The sequence below is a fragment of the Rhizobium sophoriradicis genome, from assembly GCF_003939025.1.
Taxonomy (GTDB): domain Bacteria; phylum Pseudomonadota; class Alphaproteobacteria; order Rhizobiales; family Rhizobiaceae; genus Rhizobium; species Rhizobium sophoriradicis.
Map to the genome: position 1 here is coordinate 251,152 of NZ_RQIH01000004.1, position 18,675 is coordinate 269,826.

Sequence of the window (18,675 nt, forward strand, 5' to 3'; positions counted from 1 at the left end):
CTGCTGAGCGCGGATTCTCTGTAGTAAGGCTGCACGCCTCGTTTTAGTCGTAGAAGCCTTGTCACGCTTTTGTGCCAACCATGCAAATTATACAGCGGCAGATGGTGTCCCCATCTTTTTTCATTGGCCGTGCCTAGTCGCAGCAGGTCGTGGAGACCTCAGGCCGACGCTGCGTGTGCTGCGACTTTAGGCGAATTGCCGTGCCGGGAAAACTGCCGATCATGACATAGGACGTAGTGCTGAATGAATAGTGCAAAAGTCGGATGCGTGTAAACGTCGCCATTTTCAACCGGCGACCGCTATTCTAGGCTCAAAAAGGGCGGCGGTTGAGGGGCATGCCTTGGTTGATTACAAATACGTCAAACTTGATCGACGCCTTGCGGAGATCAGCACTGTGCATCCGAGCGAACTTAGCAGCGCCATGACTATGGCAAACCTAAAGTCGCGGGATGAAGGATGTTCCTGGGCCGAGCTTACAGAGCTGGATTGTGCTATCGTACTTGGCTCTGCAGGCGCCGGAAAAACGCGGGAGCTTCTGGAGCTTGCAAAGCAGCTTCGCGCGTCGGGAACTCCTGCTTTCGTGCTTCGAATCGAGGCACTTCTTCGACTGCCGGCGGAACAGTCCTTTTCGCATTCTGACGAAGCGGCCGCCTCGGCGTACGCGAAGTGGAAGAGTCGAGGAGGCCCCGCAGTCGCCTTGCTGGATGCATTGGATGAAGCCCGTTTGCCGGACGCGCGCAACACCAATGCACTTGCTGACGCATTGACTAAGCTCTCAGCTTCCGTAGGCAAAGCCGGCAAGGAACTGAAGGTCGTCATCACATCAAGAGCCAGCGAATGGCAAGGCGACAGCGACCTCCAAGCCATCAAAGCTGTCATCAAAGGCCTTAGACCGCCCGCCGCCGAAGGCCGTCCGATCGAGGTTAAGACCTTCCGCTTGCTGCCTCTTCGAGCCGATGATGTTAAGGCGATCGCCGCAAGCAGGAACATCGATGCTGCAGAGTTTGTCGGGGCAATCGATAGAGCGAAGGCGGCCAATCTGGTCTCCCAACCGCTCGACGCGCAACTCCTGATCGACCTTTGGCAGGAAGCCATCGACACTGGCCGTGAGCCGACGAGCATCTTCCGTTCAAGACTGCGAGTCTATGACGACATCGTGGGATTTCGTCTGCGCACAGAAAATGGCCAGGAGCGCCGATCAAACCTTGACCCCCTTCTAGGGCGACGCGCATGTGAAAAGCTTGCTGCCGTTTCACTTCTCACCGATATTCAGGACTTCACAACAGATGCGTCGGCACCGCACGCGATCAACGCACTATCCGCGCTATCTACGGACACAGAACGCTGGTCCGTGGTCGAAGTGCGCCAACTCCTCTCCTATGGCATCTTTCAGCCTTCTGTTTCTGGCCGCGTCCGCTTTGCCCACAATGAGTTGCGCGACTATCTTGCAGCATGTCACTTCCGTGACGCGATCAGTCGAGATGCAGGTTCACTCGATGTCGTGAAGCCTCTTTTGGCCTACGGATTTGGCCACATCGAAATTCCTCAATCCACTGAACACGTCTTTGGATGGCTTGCCGCGCTCGATCGGATCGCGCGAAGGCGGGTGACGGAGCTTCGCCCTACCCTTCTGATCGAGACGGGTGATCCGACCGCGTTGACGGTGGAGGAGAAGTCGCAGGCTATCCGATCACATGTCGCCGCATATGAAGATCGAACTTACCGGGGTGAGTGGTTTTTAAACCAGGATGTTCGTGATTTTGTCACGCCGGACCTGGCCACAGCCATACGAGAGCAGCTTGCGATCGCGGCTTCCCCGGAGGTTCGGGAGTTGCTGATCGAGATGATCCGATTTGGCGGGATGTCGACGTTGGTTCCCGAGCTAGGGACGATCGCTTGCGATCAGGGCGAAGCGTTTCGGGTGAGAGCGGAAGCATGCTTTGCCCTGGCTGACCTTAACGACGCGACTTTCGCCCAGGCCGTGATGGATGCAGCTCTTCTGGCTGATGCACCCGAGCATGAGGATACGCGCAGCGCCCCTTCGTGGAATCTGTTTGTCGCCAGTGCCTTATCTTACACTATACCGGCGGGCGTACCTATCTTGGATGGGATCGTGCTGACCAATCGCTTCCGTCGTGAAGCCAGAAATTACTCCTCTGCAACATCCCACTACCTGGAAGAGTTTATTGCGCGCCTAACCGTTCAGGAGATTGACTATTGGCTGCGGATCTTCCTCCGGTTCGCCAAAGGCGGGCGCGACTCCAACCGCGACATGATGCCGGTACGCATCCCCCGCTTTAAAGTTCTTGGACAAGCAATATGTCATTGCATCAATACCCTCCTAGTAGAGGACATCGCCGGAATTCCCCGAGTCCTCCTTCTGGAGGCGCTGGAATTTGCCTTTTCGATCGCCAGAAACCCGGACTATTCCCTGCGGGAAACCGGGTTCCCGGCACTCGCGCGCACGTTGAGAGCTCTGCCGGATCTCAAACATGATCTGATTACGATGCGGATAGCGCTTTTCTCGCAAAATGAGAAGAACGAATACTGGATTGCCCATCAGGCAATAGATCCGTTAAAATTGGAAAGAAGCGGTGATGGCTACGAGATATTCACGGCCGAAGATGTTCGCAGGCTTGCCGATCTCATGGCGGATCGCCCAGCTGGCAGGGAAAGGGAGCTGCCATTTACGTGCGCGCGCCAACTGGCGGATCAAATTTGGTCTCAATCCGAGCGCGACGAGGCACGACAGATCTTGAGACGATATGCTCGCCGGTACGGGGGGCGTGATCTCAAACGAGCGTATGGGAGATTAGCTCCGCTCTGGCGGTTCTCGAACCGATTCCGGCACAGTCACCGATATACGATACGCCGGTGGGCACGTTCACAGATCGATACAATCTCCAGCGGCTTTTGGAGGGTCTACAACACGCTCGTTCTCCTGCGGCGGTGGCGACGGCTGTCGAATGGTCTGGAGAAGGGTATGCTTATATGGGCCGTTCGTAAAAGCCCCAACGACCTCGGGGGAAGCGTTATTGACGGCATGAGTGCTCGCCACGGAGAGTGGGTCGCCAAAGTTTTCGCTGCGGGCTTCAAGCGCTACTGGAGGGACAATGACATTTCCTATGCCGACCGCGATACTTACGGGGCATTGGTCGGGCTAACAGGTCTCGCACTCGAAACCCCAGAAGCGCTAGCGCAACTTCCTGATCAACTTGTCGAACGAGCTTTTCGGTACGGCTTTGCTAACTTGAACGGTTTTCCAGACTGGTTGTTTCCGCTTGCCCTTCTGAAGCCCCAGCTTTTCACGGGCGTCGCGACCGGCATTCTTGAAGAAGACATATGGGGTGGCGACGACAAGGAGTCCGCGTCAGACGGATTCAGCAGGATCGCTTACTCCAGCAGTGATATCCGTGAACTGATTGTCGCGCCGCTGTTCCAACTCTTGCGTACCTATGGGTTGCCAAGAAATAGGCACGATCTTGAGATTGCCGTGAGCCTCGTCGCCCGCGCTTCTACGATAAGCTCAATGATCTTGACACCATTCCTGCGGCAAAACTTCACCGCGGCCGTGTTAAGCTTCAGGATGTCGGACGCGTGGATATGGCTCGACGCACTCTTCTGCGTGGAGCCGGCCTCAGCCTGGATTGCGTGGACGACGGCGTTTGGTGATCACTGGAGTCCTTCGAGCAAAGCGCTTTTCTTGAGATTTATAGGGCGGGAAATGCCTACGTTTTCCAGGGCGGAGGAGCGCGACGCAGAGCGTGACAATCTGGCCACCGATGCCGAGGTGCTGCGCACTCTGGTAAAAGCAACTTACGTTGTCTGGCCTCCGGCCAATGATCCCATACACGAAGATGTCTATTCACCCGACATTGCGGACAAAGCAAAGTCAAAGCGCTCATATTTCTTGAATACTCTGACAGCTCTCGGATCTGATCAAGCATTGGCATCGCTCGATGCACTCGCAGTCGACCCCGGTTTGATTCAGCATCGCGACACGTTCCTGTACCAAAGGGACAAGCTGGTCAGAACATCCGTTCGTCGTGACGTGCTACCGGCCAGCGTCGCGATCGCCTTCCTGAATTCATTCTCTAAGGCACCGACGTCGATCGAGGAATTCCGAGCATTGGTAAAGCGCCATCTAACGGCGCTCCTAGAGAAGTTGCATCATTTCGATGACGACGAGGGCTTTCTCTTCAGGAGCGGCCGAGGCACAGAAGACGATATTCGAAACTGGCTATCGGGCAGAATGCGCGAAATTGGAGCGCAGCATTACGAGGTCATCCGTGAGCAGGAAGTCGCGGTCGAGAACCGGCCAGATCTGAGGATTCACTCACGGAATCCGGAGCTTGGGCTAATCTCTGTAGAAATCAAAATGGCCGACGAGGCTCATTGGACTGGTGACACCCTTATCGACAAGATACAGACTCAGCTCGCAGACCAGTACATGTTCGAAAATGGTTCCCATACTGGCTTTTATCTTTTAGCGAATGGAGCCAATCCGCGGGTAAAGGTCATCCATCCGAAGACTGGGGCAGTTCTGCGGAAAGCCTTTGCAAAGAGGGTAGCGGGTAAGACAGTCAATTTCCTGGGGCTGATCGAACAGGTTAAATTGAAAGCCGTCGCTGTCTCCGCTACGCTGTCTGGTAACAAGGTTGTAGAGGTAATCTCAGTGGATTTATCAGAGAGATAATGGAGCTATGGCTGCCGATCTACTCCGGAATAACCGGTATTTAGTAGTGTTCTTCGGTCCACGGGAATTATTTCGTTCTTACTGACACCGAGATCGCAAGCAATTCACCGATAACTCCGGCTCTCGATGATAAGGGCTATCTCGCTCTCAACCACCGCCCCCTACCAGACCAGCCCGCGGGCCGCGACGTCCTCGACGCGGGCCACGACCCCACCGCGGTGAAAAACATCGTGTCGAACCGGTTGGAGACGACGCAGGTGTGGTTGGGAATGATGAAGAGCTTCTCGCCGATCTGCGGCCGGGGGCCGGTGCAGTTTGAGAGGTCGATCACCCCGTGTTCTTCCGAGAGGCTGGTGATCCGCGCCTAGGGATAGTTGACGATCAGGCCGTAATCGCTGAAGCCCTGGAGGTCCGAGGTCAGGGCCTTCGAGTCGGCATCGATGACGGCGCGGTCGGCGGTCGGGCGGTAGACGACGGTTGCGAGCACGTACATGGCGCAGTCGTCCTCGGTGCAATGGCCCATACCCACCATCTGGCGGTTGTTATGGATATGGGTGCCGGTGCGGTGTTCGGGGCCGATGCGACGAGATGCGCCTCGAACAGGCTCGGCGTTCCGCTGTTGCTGACGATCGGCAGGTTATGCCATCCGCTTGCAGGCGGTCCAGCGTCTCAGCTATGAAGGCTTCGACGGCGGCGCCGTTTCAACGCGCTCAGTTGGCCGATGCGGCGTCGATTTGTTTCCGCATCTGGCGGATATTGCGGGCAGGCGGCGCGCCGAATTGCCGGAGGTATTCGCGGCTGAATTGGGATGCACTCTCATAGCCGACCGCGAAAGCGACGGCCGAGGCGTTATAATCGCCTCCGAGCAGCAGCCGGCGGGCCTCCTGCAGGCGAAGTTGCTTCTGGTATTGGAGCGGGCTGAAGCCGGTGATCGCCGAAAAGTGCCGGTGCAGGCTCGCTCGGCTCATGCCGCTCGCCTCGCACACGGCATCAATCCGCAATGGCTGGTCGTGATTGTCCCTGATCCATGCAATGGCGCGTCGGATGCGGGTCAGCGGCCCCTCGGGCTGCGCGATCTGGCGGAGAAGGCGCCCCTGCGGGCCTTGGAGGAGACGATAAAGCAATTCCCGCTCAACCATCGGCGCGATAACTGGAATGTCGGCGGGCTTGTCCAGCAGCGAAAGCAACCGGAGCAGCGCATCACGAAGCTCGACCGTCATCGGATTGATCGACAGACCGAGCTGCTCGCCATCGGTTTCCCGCTTGGGCGGCATGGCAGCGGCCAGTTCTGCCAGCAAGGCGGGATCGAGTGTCAATGAGACGGCGACATAAGGGCGATGCTGGCCGGCGTCCAACACCTGGCCCATCAGCGGCAGATCGAGGGCGCTTATCAGATATTGCGAGCTGTCGTAGCTCAGAACGCTGTCGTTGAAGGCGACCCGTTTGGAGCCCTGAAGAATGAAGCAGACCATCGACCGATAAAGGCAAGGCGTCTCACCGGTCGGGCGATCGCCGACCAGCAGCTCGACGCGCGGGATCGGCGTGAGCAGCGTATCAGGCTTGGCGTGGCGTAAGGCGATCTCGAGATGCTGTTCGAAGACTTCGGTCATTCCGGGACTATGTCAGCACCTTTGGCATCGGGCAAGCCGGTTGAGACAATTGGGCAAGATGTTGATCCGATCAGGCGGGTTTGGGTGACGGCTTGTCGCTACCTTGCAGGAGGCAGGCAGCGCTCATCGTGAGCAATTTGCCGTTCGCCGAACAATCTCTCTCAAAGGCAGAACATGACTGACAGAATCGCTCTCATCACCGGCGCCAGCCGTGGTCTCGGCCGCGCGATGGCGCTCCACCTCGCCGACCGTGGCGTCGGCATCATCGGCACCTACCGCACCGGCGCGGCCGAAGCCGATGCGTTGAAGAATGAAATCGAAGCAAAGGGCGGCAAGGCCGTCATGATACCGCTTGATGTGACCGACACGTCGAGCTTTCCGCTCTTTGTCGAAGCAGTGGTCACGGCGCTGGGCGACACCTTTGGCCGTCAGCAGTTCGACTATCTCGTCAATAATGCCGGCGTCGGCATCTTCGCCAATTTCGCGGAGACGACCGAAGAACAGTTCGACGCCCTGGTGACGACGCATCTGCGCGGTCCGATCTTCCTCACCCAGAAGCTTTTGCCGCTGATCCAGGATGGCGGCCGTATCCTCAATGTCTCCTCCGGCTTCGTCCGATTCACCCTGCCCGGCTACAGCGTCTATGCGGCAATGAAGGCGGCGACCGAGGTCCTGACGCGCTTCATGGCCGTCGAACTGGGGGAGCGCAGGATCCGGGTGAATGCTATCGCCCCCGGCGCGATCGCCACCGATTTTGGCGGCGGCGCGGTGCGCGATAACGAGGCTGTCAACACCTTCGTCGCGCAGGGTATCGCGCTCGGCCGCGTCGGTCTGCCGGACGATATCGGCAGCGCTGTCGCCGCAATCCTCTCCGACGACATGGGCTGGGCGAACGGCACCTGCTTCGATATTTCGGGTGGCCAGATGCTGTAACTGCGGCCATGGCTGCGCAAGGAGTGCGTGGAGCGTTCAGTGTACCGAGGCTTATTGCCTCGGTACACTGAATTCACGGCGAACCGCAATCCATCAAGCAAGCGTTAGGAATTTGAAAGGTCGAAACGTTTGACGTGATCAATGAAAGCCCGCAGCTTGGGATGAACCTGGGAGCGCTGCGGATAGTAGAGATAGACTCCCGAGCTGGTCCCGGTGAACCGGCCGAGGATCACTTCGAGCTTGCCGCTCCTCAGCTTGTCGCTGATCGCCTCTTCGGGACTATACACCACGCCCAGGCCCGCGACAGCCGCGTCGATTGCCTGCAGCACATCATTCAAGATCAGCGGCCCCTTCACCTGGACCTCGAACTCCTTTCCGTCGCTCTCGAATTCCCACCGGTCGTAGACGCGGCTGCCGGCACCCGCACAGATGCACGGATGCCCCAGCAGCTCTTTCGGATGCTCCGGGCGCCCATGTTCCGCGAAGTAGGAGGGTGCGCCGGCAACAACCCAGCGAACGGGACCGAAGAGTTTAACGGCCACCACGTCTTTTGCCAGGATGTCGGAGACGCGGATCCCGGCATCGAAGCCCCTCTCGAAGATGTTGGTGGCAGCGTTTTCGAAGAAGATTTCCACCGTCACATCGGGGTATTTCTTGATGAAGCTCGCGACCGCGGGCTTGAGGAAATTCGGGTAAACCGTCTGCGGGACATTCAACCGTAAACGACCTGCGGGTTTGTCGGCGGCATTTCCCGCGTCGCTCATCGCGGCCAGGATCGTTTCCAGCGCCGGCCCTGCCTGTTCCAGCAACTTCTCCCCGGCTTCCGTCAGGCTCGTCGCTCGCGTGGTTCTTGTCAGCAGGGTGACGCCCAGACGCGCCTCCAACTGCCGGATCGTCTTGCTGATGGCCGGCGGAGAGATCCTCAGTGCTTCGGCTGCCGCCGAGAAATTCCGCTTCTCGGCGACAAGGGCGAAGGCCAGCAGACCATCGAGCTGATCCTTATCCATTATGAACTCCTGGTTAATGGCGCATCAACCAGACTGCCATTTTTGGAAATTTTAGACCAGCGTAATCTCCCGCCAGTTCTCGGAGGCGTAGCGGCTCAGCGCTGCGCCGAGGCATGTTGCAACCCTACCGGAGGTGCAGACCCATGAAACAGCACACTGACCACGGACTTGAAGCCGATGCTCCCGCAATGCCGGACCGTCGGAAATTATTTGCCGCAGGCCTCGGCATTGCCGCAGTCTCTATGCTGCCGCTGACCGCCGCCAGAGCCCAATCGGCGGCGACGGCAGCCGCTGCAACAGGGGCAAAACCAGCAGGCGTGCAGCGCCGCAAACTCGGTTCACTGGAAGTTTCCGCCCTCGGCATGGGTTGCCAGAACTTTGCCGGCATGTACGGCCCGCCCACCAACAGGCAGGAAGCGGTCCGGATCATCCGCGCGGCTTACGAGCGGGGCGTGACGTTCTTCGACGTCGCAGAAGTCTATGGACCGTTCCTGGGCGAGGAAATCACCGGCGAAGCACTGTCGCCGATCCGTGATCAAGTCGTTATCGCCACCAAGTTCGGATTTGACATCACGCCGGAAGGTCAGGTTCGCGGCGTCAACAGCCGCCCCGACCATATCAAGCGGGTCACCGAGCAACAGCTTCGCCGGCTGAAGACCGACTACATTGATCTTCAGTACCAGCATCGCGTTGATCCCAGGGTGCCGATCGAGGACGTGGCCGGTACCGTGCAGGATCTGATCCGCGAAGGCAAGGTCCGGCACTTCGGCCTCTCGGCTGCGGGCGAGGCGACCATTCGCCGAGCGCATAAGGTACAGCCGGTCACAGCGGTGCAGAATGAATACTCCGTCTGGACACGTGATCCGGAGATGGAGGTTCTCGCCACCTGCGAGGAACTGGGCATCGGCTTCGTGCCGTGGAGCCCGCTCGGGATGGGGTATCTGACCGGTACCGTGACCCCGATGACGGTCCATGGCCCTGCCGATCTTAGGGCCAACCTGCCCCGCTTCACGCCAGAGGCGCGCCGCGCCAACTGGCCCGTGGTCGAACTGCTGCAGCGGGTAGGCGCGCGTCATCAGGCTGCGCCCGGACAGGTCGCCCTCGCTTGGCTGCTCGCCCGCCAGCCGTGGATCGTTCCTATCCCCGGACCAACGACGCAGGACCAGATGGATCAGAACATGGACGCGCTTCAGGTCCAGTTGAGTGCTGCCGACATCAAGGAGATCGATGATGGTTTCGCTCAGATCAAGGTCCAGGGCGCGCGGCTGAGTCCGCCGATGCTTGCGATGATCGATACCGGCGCCAAGCTTGGAACGAGCTCCAAGGGCGGAAGCGGCATGTCGCCCCTTCGGTAACGAGCTGAGGAGCCGGTGGGCTTGAAGTCTATCGGTTCCATCCCGGGGGCTGTGCACCAGGCGCCGCCGCTTCTGCAGTCGGGCGGTCCGGCATTCCGGATCGGTATCAGGCCAGACAGAGCAGTAAAAGGAACGATATAGCCATGACCAACACCAATCGGGTTGCAGCGATAACCGGGGCTTCCTCCTGATCGGCGAAGCGCTTGCCCGCCGTTCAGGCGATATGAGGCGCCTTTCCGTCGGCCGCACAAGCGGCCATGGATGGATAACAAACAACAAAAGGGAGTACCGAGATGCGTAACGACGTCTGGTTCATCACCGGCGCAGGCCGTGGTCTGGGCCTGGACATTGCAAAGGCGGCACTGGCGGCGGGTCACCGGGTGGTCGCCACCGGGCGCGATCCAGAGAAGGTGACGAAGGCCGTGGGTGTTTCCGAACTCCTGCTTGTCGTTAAGCTCGATGTGACCAGCGTGGTCGATGCGGAAGCCGCTGTACAGGCGACGTTCAAGCGGTTCGGACGGATCGACGTGTTGGTCAACAACGCGGCGAGCTTTTATGCGGGGTATTTTGAGGAGTTGTCTCCCGAACAGATGGAGTTGCAGCTCAGCACCAGCCTTGGTGGCCCCATGAACGTGACCCGCGCCTTTCTGCCGGCCATGCGCAAGCAGCGTTCTGGCAAGGTGATTTCCATCTCCTCATCGGCCGGATTTATGGGCTTCGAGTTTAGCTCCGCCTACTCGGCTTCCAAGTTTGCCCTTGAGGGCTGGATGGACGCTCTGCATGCCGAAGTCAGCCCGCTCGGCGTCCAGACGATGATCGTCAACCCCGGCTTTTTCCGAACGGAGCTGCTCACGGAGGCATCCACCAATTATGCGGCGCCGGCGATCGACGATTATGCCGAACGCCGAAGCCAGCAAATTGCTTTCTATAAAGGACAGAATGGCAAGCAAGGCGGCGATCCCGCCAAGCTCGCACGTGCCCTGATCACGCTCTCGGCCCAGGACGAACTCCCACGACGTTTCATCGCGGGTGCTGACGCCATCCAGGTTGCCGAGCAGAGGATTGCCCTCCTGCAGCAGCAGATCGACGCCTACCGCCAGCTGTCGAATTCTCTCGCAATCGGTGAAAACAGCAACGGCTAAACCGTCAATCAAACAACCGCAACGGCGTTCGGCACCGCCGGAGCCGGCCCTACCAGACGAGGCCGCGCGCGGCGACCTCTTCGACGCGGGTCACAACGCCACCGCGATGAAACACCATCGTGTCGAAGAGGTTGGAGACGACGCAGGTGTGGTTCGGGATGATGAAGAGTTTTTCGCCGATCTGCGGGCGGGGGCCGGTGCAGGAAGAAAGATCGATGATGCCGTGTTCTTCCGAGAGGCTGGTGATCCGCGCCTGGGGATAGCCGACGATCAGGCCGTAATCGCTGAAGCCCTGAAGGTCCGAGGTCAGCGCCTTCGAGCCGGCATCGATGACGGCGCGGTCGGCGGTGGGGCGGGAGACGACGGTTGCCAGCACGTGCATGGCGCAATCGTTCTCAGTGCAATGGCCCATACGCACCATCTGGCGGTCGTTGTAGATATAGGTGCCGGCGCGGTGTTCGGTGGCCGAGGGAACGAGATGCGCCTCGAACAGGCTCGGCGTTCCGCCATTGCTGACGATCGGGCAGCTTATGCCATCTGCTTGCAGGCGGTCCAGCGTCTCGGTGATGAAGGCTTCGACGGCGGCGGCCGATTGTGGTTTGGGATAGGTGACGATGCCGCCGAAGCTGAGGCCGTCGGCAGCGGCGATGCGCCTGGCGAGTGATGCCGCCTCGTCGGATGTCTGCACGCCGCAGCGGCCGCCGCCGGTGTCGCATTCGACCAGCACGGTCAGCGGCTTGTGGCCGGAAAAATGGGCCGCCAACCCGTCGACCGTCTGTTCGCTGTCGGCGACGACCTTGAGGGCGGAAATGCGCTCGTTCAGCCTGGCGAGGCGTTCGAGTTTCTGCTGTCCCAGGATGTTGAAGGTGATGAGGATGTCGTTGAAGCCGGCTTCGGCGAAGACTTCCGCCTCCGTGACCTTCTGGCAGTTGATGCCCTTGGCGCCGGCGGCGACTTGGGCGACAGCCAGCGCCGGGATCTTGTGGGTCTTGATATGCGGGCGGAAGTTCAGCCCGTGCTCATCCATATAGGATTGAACGCGGGCGATGTTGGCAGCCAGCCGGTCTTCGTCGATCACGGGGCGCGGCGTCGAGAGATCGGCGATCCGGTCTCCTGCCTTGGCGACGACGGCAAAGCTGCGATCAGGCATCAGGCGGCTCCGCGTTTTAACCCGTGTGGATCGGCCACGATCGGCCATATCGTCTTCGGCGCCCGCCGATACGGTGTCGTCGCCGGATTATTGGGATAGGGCGTTCCGGCGGAGCAGTAAAGGATTTCGGCGGCGATCTTCGAAAACGAGGCGAAGAAATGATTGGTGGATTTGATCACCAGGATCTTCTGCTTCGTCGGATCGATGCCCATCACCGAAAACAGGCTCGGATCGAAGCTCTGGGCGCGCGTCGAATTGAGAATGATGTCGATGCCGTCGAGCACGATATGGGCGGCGTCGCCGAAGGGAGCGAGGCTCTCGCCGAACTGCATCTCGGCATTTTTCACCAGCCTGACGACCTTGACCGTGCCGTCGATCGGATTGCCGGTGCCAGGCGCCGATTTGGCGCCGAAGCGCAGCGGGATTTCCGCCCCCTCGCCCGCCGCAAAACAGATCTGCACCGCCATCGGATCCCAGATGGTGCCGATAGCAGCACTCCTGACGCCGCGGGCCATCAGCTCGGCGAGAACAACGGTCGCATCGCCGGCCGTGCCGCCTCCCGGATTGTCCCAGACGTCGGCGATCACCACAGGCCATGCGGTCGCGGCCATGGCGCGGGACACCGCGTCCTTTTCGTCGATCTGCGGGACCATGAAGGTGCCGCGTTTGGAAAAGAGTTCGAGTCCGAGATCGCGCGCCAGGGCGGCGCCCTTCTCCGGCCTGTTGTCGGTGACGACAAGCAGCTTCGTTCCCATTTCGGGAACGTCGCCGACCATGAAGCCGTGGATCACCGAAATCGACAGGATCTCGGGGTCATCCTTCTCGATCCGCATGATCTTGTCGACGAAGGAGCGCATCGGCTCGCGCGAGGTCGGGAAGACGTCGATCATCCGGCAGTCGAACACCGACATGACAGGCGTGACCCGGCCTTCGAGCGTGTCGACGGCGATACGCCAGAGATCCTCGGCGCGGTCGACGAAATCAGTATGCGGGAATTCCTTGAAATAGACGGCGAAATCAAGCGCGGCGACGCGTTTGGCGGTCAGATGGCTGTGCGGATCGAGTTCGGCGCAGATGAGGACGTCAGGCCCGACGATCTCGCGCATGCGCTGGAGAAGGTCGCCTTCCGTATCCTCGTGTCCGGCTGCGACCATGGCGCCGTGCAGGCCCATGACGACGGCATCAACAGGCATGGCCGCGCGCAGCTGGCCGAGAATTTCGTCGCGCAGTTCCTCATAGGTCGTCCGGTTGACGAGGCCTGCGGGATCGGCCCAGGTGGCTGTGCCCTCGATCAGCTCCCAACCCTTTTCTCTGGTCACGCGCCGGCCGACGGTGATCGGCGCGGTGCAGAGCGTCGGCGTTTCGGGATGCTGGCCGGGCGGGGCATAGAGCGAGGCTTCGAATGCGCGACGATCGACGCAGATCGGGGAGAAGGTGTTGGTCTCGGTCGCCAGTGCTGCCGTGAATATGCGCAAGAAAGTGGCCTTCTGTTGCAGGCCCCGCCTCACCGCATCGGGTTCGGCAGGTAGCCGGTGAAACCTGAGATTTTCCAGCGGCCCTCGTGCAGCCGGCAATAATAGAGCGTCTGCCATTGCAGGACATCGCGGGTGCCGTCGGCCTTGGTAATGCCGCCGTCGAATTTCTTGCGGACCAGCGCCGTGTCGCCTTCGATCTCGATATCTTCAAGCGTCGTGGTGGTGAAAATCGCCGTGCGCGGATCTTCCGCGAAGCTCTGCCCGGCGAAATCTCTCGCCTGCCTCAGCCACTCCTCGCGGTAGGCCGAGAGCGAGGGAAAGGCGAGCCGCCAGTTGTCGGGGTTCACCTCCTTGCGGCCGTCTATGCCGATGAAGCCCTCTTCGACGAAATCATCCTCGACCATCGACCAGTCGGCGGCGAGAAATGCATCGATATCGCGGGAAACGAGCATTTCCCAAATGGCGTGCCGGGTAGCGTCGGTGGGGAAAGGGTTCTGAAAAGGATCGCGCATGTTCGCCCCGGATTGAAATTCTTTTCATAAATCGCGTTTTTCACTGGTCAAATTCTGCTTTCTATGGTCATTTGTCAACGTATCAAGAAAATAATTTGCAAGGACTTCAGCATGCCCATCAAGCGCTATGGCACGGTTCAAACGGGCGCCGGCGGCAAGACGCTGCCATTCGCGCGTGCGGTCGAGGCCGATGGATGGCTCTATGTTTCCGGCCAGGTTGCGATGGAAGACGGCGAAATCATCGACGGCAACATCATCGCCCAGACCCACAAGACGATCGCCAATGTGCTGGAGATTCTCGAGGAGGCCGGCTACGGGGTCGAGCATGTCGTGCGCGTCGGCGTCTGGCTCGACGATCCGCGCGACTTCTGGACCTTCAACAAGATCTACCAGGAGTATTTCGGCGAACATCCGCCGGCACGCGCCTGTGTGCAATCGTCGATGATGGTCGATTGCAAGGTTGAGATCGACTGCGTGGCCTATAAGAAGAAGGACGCATAGCGAAAAATCGGTGGGAGTCGGTTTGGATATCTTTTCGACATTGCAGGAAGATAAGAGCCGGCTTTCTCCTTCGGAAAACCGCATCGCGGAAATCATCGTCAACGATTTCGAGTTTGCTGTGAATGCCTCGATCATCGAGCTCGCCGAACGGGCCGAGGTTTCGCCGCCGACCGTCACCCGCTTCTGCCGGCGGCTCGGCTGCGAAAGCTTTTCCGATTTCAAGGTGCAGCTCGCCCGCACCGCCCATATCGGCGTGCGCTATCTGAAACCGGAATCGAAGAGCACCGAACCGGCCGATGTCGCCCAGGATATCATCACCAAGGCGCAGAACGCGCTGTTTCTGCTGCACCGCTCGCTCGATCTGGCGGCGATCGAAGCGGCCGTTGCCCATATCGCCAAGGCCGATATGATCTATGCCTTCGGCTCGGGCGGCAATTCGTCGATGATCGCCGACGAGCTGCAGAACCGCCTCTTCCGTCTCGGGCTTCGTATCACCGCCAGTTCCGACCACAGCATGCAGCTGATGATGGCGGCGGCGGCCCGGCCGGGCGATGTGCTGATCGGCTCGTCCTTCTCGGGGCGGAATATGGAGCTGGTGCGGGCCTTCGAGCTTGCCAGAGACACCAAGGTGAAGACGATCGCGCTGACCCAGGCGGAAAGCCCGGTTGCCAAGGCGGCGGAAATCGTCGTGCCGATCGACCTTCCCGAGGGCAACAATATCTATCGTCCGACCTCGACGCGCATCGCCTACATCGCCACCGTCGACATCCTCTCGAGCCTGGTCGCCTATGCCGTTCAACCGAAGGCGACGACCACGCTTCGGCGCATCAAGCAGCAGCTCGTCATCCACCGCGATGGCGACGACCGGCAACTGCTTGGAGATTGAACCATGAGCGGGAGTGCGGGAAGATGACCCAATCGGCAGCGATCGTTACAGGTGCGGCGGGTGATATAGGTGCTGCGATCGCCGTCCGGCTTGCCGATGATCATGACGTCGTGCTGCTCGCCGACATCGATGCCGCGGCTGCGGCCGCCGTCGCCTCGAGGCTCGGGCCGGAGGATCGCTTCGTCGCCGTCGGCTGCGATGTGACCAGCGAGAGGAGCATATCAGAACTGGCAAAACGCGCGGCTGATATCGGCGTGGTGCGAACCCTCGTCAACAATGCCGGTGCGGCCCGCGCCACCAGCCTGCACGACACGACGCCGGAGATCTGGCGGGCCGACAATGCGCTCAATCTCGAGGCCGCCTTCCTGTGTTTCCGCGCCTTCGAACCGATGCTGAAGGCTTCCAAAGGCTCCGTCGTCAACATCGCCTCGGTCAACGGCATGAACGTGTTCGGGCATCCGGCCTATAGCGCCGCCAAGGCCGGGCTTCTGCATTTCACCCGGCTGGTGGCGGTGGAATACGGCAAGTTCGGCATCCGCTCGAATGCCGTGGCGCCCGGCACGGTGAAGACCCAGGCCTGGGAGGCGCGCGCCGCCGCCAATCCCAACGTCTTCGAGCAGGCGCGCCGCTGGTATCCGCTGCAGCGCGTCGTCGATCCCCGTGATGTCGCCAATGCCGTAGGCTTCCTTGCCGGCCCGCTCGCCGCCGCCATTACGGGCGTCTGCCTGCCTGTCGATTGCGGGCTGACGGCAGGGCAGGCCGAACTGGCGCGGACCTTCTCGCAATCGGAACATTACTGATATCAGGCGCGCCGATTTCTGAGCCGAAATGATTGCATGACCTGACTTTTGAGACTGCCCGCCGCGGCCGCGCCTGCCGATTTCCCTTTTGATTGATGACCCGATGAGCCGCCTCTTTCCCGACGTCTTCCGCAATCCGGCGATCCGCGCCAGCATGATCGCCATTTTCACCTTCGGCATGGCGGGGGCGATGACGGCGCCCTATCGGTCGATCGTCGGCATTCGCGAACTGGGCCTGAGCGACGGGCTCTATTCCTTCCTCGCCTTCGCCTCGGCGGCGGTGAATGTGGTAATCAGCGTTCTGCTCGGCAATCTCGCCGACCGGCTCGGCGAATACCGTTCGGCGATGATCGGCGCCTGTCTCTTCGGCATTGTCGGCTACGGCATGGTCTATGCGTTTCCGAGTGCGGCCACCTTCGTCGTCAGCGCGCTGCTGCCGCTGCCGATCTACGGGGCACTGAACTCGCTGCTGTTTGCCAATGCGCGCGCGGCGATGCAGGGCATGAGCCGCAGCGACATGGTGACGGCCAATTCAGGCGTGCGCGCGATGATCTCGCTCTCCTGGGTGCTGATCCCCGGCATCACCGGCCTTGTCCTCTCGGGTGCGTCGAGCATGCTGCCGGCCTATCTCTTCGCCGCCATCTCGTGCCTTCTATGCCAGGGCATCATCCTCTTCGCTTTGCCGAAGCGGGTCGGAACGGAAATGGCGGCGGTTCATCATCTCACCTATCTCGGCGCCCTGCGGCAGGTGGTATCGCCGCGGATTTCGGCGCATATCGCAGGCGTGGCGCTGATCACCAGCACGCTGCATCTGAACGACGCCCTTCTGCCGCTGATCGCCACCGGCGCGGGGCATGGCCGGCTCAGCGATGTCGGCATTCTGGTCGGCATCGTCGCGCTTCTGGAGGTGATCTTCATCATCGTCTGGTCGCGGATCGCGCGGAAGACCGGGCAGATGACGGCGCTTGCCGCCGGCACCATCATCTATGCGCTGTTCCTCAGCCTGCTCGGCTTTGCCTCTGCGCCATGGCACCTCTATGCACTGACCCTGATCGCCGGCATAGGTGCGGCGGCGATCATCAGCATTCCGATCACCTATCTGCAGGATCTCATTGCCGATCGGCCGGGGCTCGGCAGCGCCCTGATCTCGGTCAATATCTTTGCGAGTGCTGGCATCGGCGCGCTGGTCTTCGCCGCCGGCACTTGGGCTACCGGTTATTCCGGAACGGCCGTTCTCAGCGCCGTCACCGGATTGTCGGGGATCGCCCTCCTCGGCCTGCTGCAGCGCCGCCCTGCCGTTGCCCCTGCTGACACCGAGGTTCAATAGGCCGAAGGAAGAATGTGGCTTTCATCCCTACCCGTCTTGTGACAAGGGTGGTGAGGCATATCCTCTGAAGGCGACATGAAGGCGATCTCCGGCACGAATCTCGAGCAGGCCAAGTCTCACAATCGGCGGGTGGTGATCGAGTTGATCCGCACGCATGGCTCCCTGTCGCGGGCGGCAATCGCCCGGATGACGGCGCTGACGCCGCAGACCGTGTCGAACATTGTCGAGGAGCTGGAGAGGTCGCATCTGCTTGTCGCCGCCGAGGCGCAGAAGCTGGCGCGCGGCCAGCCGATCATTCCTTATTCCATCAATCCGGCCGGCGCCTATTCGATCGGCCTCGAACTTGGCCGCCAGCGGGCGAGCGGCGTGCTGACCGATCTTGCCGGCGCCGTCTGTGCGCGCGTCGAACGCCAGATCGAACACCCCGATCCGCAGCGGGCGATGCCGGTCCTCCAGTCGATCGTCGAGCATCTCAAACAGGCCTCCGCCTTCGATCAGGAGCGGCTGCTCGGCGTCGGCATCGCTCTGCCCGGCCGCTATGCCGAGGGCGGCACCACCTCTTTGAGCCCGCAGAGCCTGCCCGGCTGGCAGGGGTTTCCCGTCGGCCACGAGCTGAAACAGCGGCTCAACGTGCCGGTGCTGGTCGAGAACGATGCGACGGCGGCTGCGATCGGCGAGCGGCTTCACGGCGTCGCCCGCGGCCTCGCCAGCTTCGTCTACCTGTTTCTGGCCGGCGGCGGCGGTATCGGCGCCGGCATGTTTCTCGACGGCCATCTCTACAAGGGCAGCCGCAACAATGCCGGCGAGATCGGTCACGTCATCGTCGAGCCGCATGGCAGGCTCTGCAGCTGCGGCAAACGCGGCTGCCTGGATCGCTATATCTCGGCGTCGGTTGCCTATGAATTCATGGGCATTGCCAATGCCGGGGAAATGTCTTCAGACGATCTCGATGCGCTGATCGCCAAGGGCGGCGAGGGTCTGGACGCCTGGCTCGATCAGGCCGTCCAGCCGCTGCGGCAGACCGTCGATTTCCTCGAACTTGCCTTCGATCCTCAGACCATCGTGCTCGGCGGCAGCCTGACGACCTCGCTGATGCGCCGGCTTGCCGAACGGCTGGAGCCGCTGCACGATCCGATCGACCCCGCCCGGCAGCGGACGGTGCCCCGCGTGATGATCGGCATGACCGGCAAGGACACCGCCATCCTCGGCGCCGCCGCCCTGCCGATCTTTTCCGAAACAAATCCGCGCTTCGACGTGCTGCAGAAGCCGGTCGGCTAAAAA

The 18,675-nt window shown here is 60.7% G+C and carries 14 protein-coding genes and 1 pseudogene; 9 read left to right on the plus strand and 6 right to left on the minus strand.

Going from position 1 to position 18,675, the window contains the following annotated elements:
* Positions 1 to 340 precede the first annotated feature (340 nt).
* Positions 341 to 4,696: an NACHT domain-containing protein gene (locus EFR00_RS33490; RefSeq protein WP_225882510.1), complete on the plus strand. Its 4,356-nt coding sequence runs from the start codon at positions 341 to 343 to the stop codon at positions 4,694 to 4,696.
* Positions 4,697 to 4,857: 161 nt separating this feature from the next.
* Here EFR00_RS33490 and EFR00_RS08180 read toward each other — a convergent pair.
* Together EFR00_RS08180 and EFR00_RS08185 are read right to left on the minus strand one after the other, a co-directional pair.
* Positions 4,858 to 5,397 (minus strand): annotated as a pseudogene (locus EFR00_RS08180) (type III PLP-dependent enzyme domain-containing protein); the annotation flags it as partial.
* 9 nt (positions 5,398 to 5,406) lie between these two features.
* Positions 5,407 to 6,306, minus strand: coding sequence for an AraC family transcriptional regulator (locus EFR00_RS08185; RefSeq protein ID WP_077989594.1), 900 nt, complete (start codon positions 6,304 to 6,306; stop codon positions 5,407 to 5,409).
* Between the two features lie 174 nt (positions 6,307 to 6,480).
* Here EFR00_RS08185 and EFR00_RS08190 point away from each other — a divergent pair, with 174 nt between their 5' ends.
* Complete coding sequence (locus EFR00_RS08190) at positions 6,481 to 7,239, plus strand: SDR family NAD(P)-dependent oxidoreductase (protein ID WP_077989593.1); 759 nt, start codon at positions 6,481 to 6,483, stop codon at positions 7,237 to 7,239.
* Positions 7,240 to 7,343: 104 nt separating this feature from the next.
* On the opposite strand, the gene EFR00_RS08195 is transcribed toward EFR00_RS08190, so the two are convergent.
* Entirely contained in the window at positions 7,344 to 8,246 is a 903-nt protein-coding gene (locus tag EFR00_RS08195; protein ID WP_077989592.1) for a LysR family transcriptional regulator, read from the minus strand.
* 317 nt (positions 8,247 to 8,563) lie between these two features.
* Between EFR00_RS08195 and EFR00_RS08200 the strand changes: the two genes are divergently transcribed.
* Both EFR00_RS08200 and EFR00_RS08205 read left to right on the plus strand, forming a co-directional pair.
* The gene (locus EFR00_RS08200; protein WP_077989767.1) at positions 8,564 to 9,601 is read left to right on the plus strand and encodes an aldo/keto reductase; all 1,038 of its coding nucleotides are present in this window, start codon (positions 8,564 to 8,566) and stop codon (positions 9,599 to 9,601) included.
* 293 nt (positions 9,602 to 9,894) lie between these two features.
* Positions 9,895 to 10,743, plus strand: a complete 849-nt coding sequence (locus tag EFR00_RS08205) for an SDR family oxidoreductase (RefSeq protein WP_077989591.1) — start codon at positions 9,895 to 9,897, stop codon at positions 10,741 to 10,743.
* A gap of 49 nt (positions 10,744 to 10,792) precedes the next feature.
* Here the strand turns inward: EFR00_RS08205 and EFR00_RS08210 are convergent, their stop codons facing one another.
* From EFR00_RS08210 to EFR00_RS08220, 3 genes are read right to left on the minus strand one after another with little or no spacing between them, the layout of a single operon-like run.
* Positions 10,793 to 11,893: a D-TA family PLP-dependent enzyme gene (locus EFR00_RS08210; protein WP_077989590.1), complete on the minus strand. Its 1,101-nt coding sequence runs from the start codon at positions 11,891 to 11,893 to the stop codon at positions 10,793 to 10,795.
* Positions 11,893 to 13,368 (minus strand): M81 family metallopeptidase, encoded by a 1,476-nt coding sequence (locus EFR00_RS08215; protein ID WP_077989766.1) that lies wholly within the window; start codon positions 13,366 to 13,368, stop codon positions 11,893 to 11,895. Before EFR00_RS08215 ends, EFR00_RS08210 begins: the two co-directional genes overlap by 1 nt.
* A 29-nt stretch (positions 13,369 to 13,397) precedes the next feature.
* The gene (locus tag EFR00_RS08220) at positions 13,398 to 13,880 is read right to left on the minus strand and encodes a hypothetical protein (RefSeq protein WP_077989589.1); all 483 of its coding nucleotides are present in this window, start codon (positions 13,878 to 13,880) and stop codon (positions 13,398 to 13,400) included.
* A gap of 111 nt (positions 13,881 to 13,991) precedes the next feature.
* Between EFR00_RS08220 and EFR00_RS08225 the strand changes: the two genes are divergently transcribed.
* The 5 genes from EFR00_RS08225 to EFR00_RS08245 all read left to right on the plus strand — a co-directional run bounded on the left by EFR00_RS08225 (position 13,992) and on the right by EFR00_RS08245 (position 18,672).
* Positions 13,992 to 14,381: a RidA family protein gene (locus EFR00_RS08225; protein WP_016736729.1), complete on the plus strand. Its 390-nt coding sequence runs from the start codon at positions 13,992 to 13,994 to the stop codon at positions 14,379 to 14,381.
* 22 nt (positions 14,382 to 14,403) lie between these two features.
* Positions 14,404 to 15,267: a MurR/RpiR family transcriptional regulator gene (locus tag EFR00_RS08230; protein WP_077989588.1), complete on the plus strand. Its 864-nt coding sequence runs from the start codon at positions 14,404 to 14,406 to the stop codon at positions 15,265 to 15,267.
* A 23-nt stretch (positions 15,268 to 15,290) separates the two neighbouring features.
* A complete protein-coding gene (locus tag EFR00_RS08235) occupies positions 15,291 to 16,067 on the plus strand; it encodes an SDR family oxidoreductase (protein ID WP_077989587.1) in 777 nt (258 codons plus the stop codon).
* A gap of 103 nt (positions 16,068 to 16,170) precedes the next feature.
* Positions 16,171 to 17,394 (plus strand): MFS transporter, encoded by a 1,224-nt coding sequence (locus tag EFR00_RS08240; protein ID WP_077989586.1) that lies wholly within the window; start codon positions 16,171 to 16,173, stop codon positions 17,392 to 17,394.
* Between the two features lie 75 nt (positions 17,395 to 17,469).
* Positions 17,470 to 18,672 carry an ROK family transcriptional regulator gene (locus EFR00_RS08245; protein WP_077989585.1) on the plus strand — a complete coding sequence of 401 codons (1,203 nt, stop codon included), beginning with the start codon at positions 17,470 to 17,472 and terminating at the stop codon, positions 18,670 to 18,672.
* Positions 18,673 to 18,675 lie beyond the last annotated feature (3 nt).

Excerpts from the sequence above, each read along its gene's own strand:
- EFR00_RS08185 (WP_077989594.1), bottom strand. The coding sequence starts at position 6,306 with ATGACCGAAGTCTTCGAACAGCATCTCGAGATCGCCTTACGCCACGCC.
- EFR00_RS08190 (WP_077989593.1), top strand. The coding sequence starts at position 6,481 with ATGACTGACAGAATCGCTCTCATCACCGGCGCCAGCCGTGGTCTCGGC.
- EFR00_RS08195 (WP_077989592.1), bottom strand. The coding sequence starts at position 8,246 with ATGGATAAGGATCAGCTCGATGGTCTGCTGGCCTTCGCCCTTGTCGCC.
- EFR00_RS08205 (WP_077989591.1), top strand. The coding sequence starts at position 9,895 with ATGCGTAACGACGTCTGGTTCATCACCGGCGCAGGCCGTGGTCTGGGC.
- EFR00_RS08210 (WP_077989590.1), bottom strand. The coding sequence starts at position 11,893 with ATGCCTGATCGCAGCTTTGCCGTCGTCGCCAAGGCAGGAGACCGGATC.
- EFR00_RS08220 (WP_077989589.1), bottom strand. The coding sequence starts at position 13,880 with ATGCGCGATCCTTTTCAGAACCCTTTCCCCACCGACGCTACCCGGCAC.
- EFR00_RS08225 (WP_016736729.1), top strand. The coding sequence starts at position 13,992 with ATGCCCATCAAGCGCTATGGCACGGTTCAAACGGGCGCCGGCGGCAAG.
- EFR00_RS08235 (WP_077989587.1), top strand. The coding sequence starts at position 15,291 with ATGACCCAATCGGCAGCGATCGTTACAGGTGCGGCGGGTGATATAGGT.
- EFR00_RS08240 (WP_077989586.1), top strand. The coding sequence starts at position 16,171 with ATGAGCCGCCTCTTTCCCGACGTCTTCCGCAATCCGGCGATCCGCGCC.
- EFR00_RS08245 (WP_077989585.1), top strand. The coding sequence starts at position 17,470 with ATGAAGGCGATCTCCGGCACGAATCTCGAGCAGGCCAAGTCTCACAAT.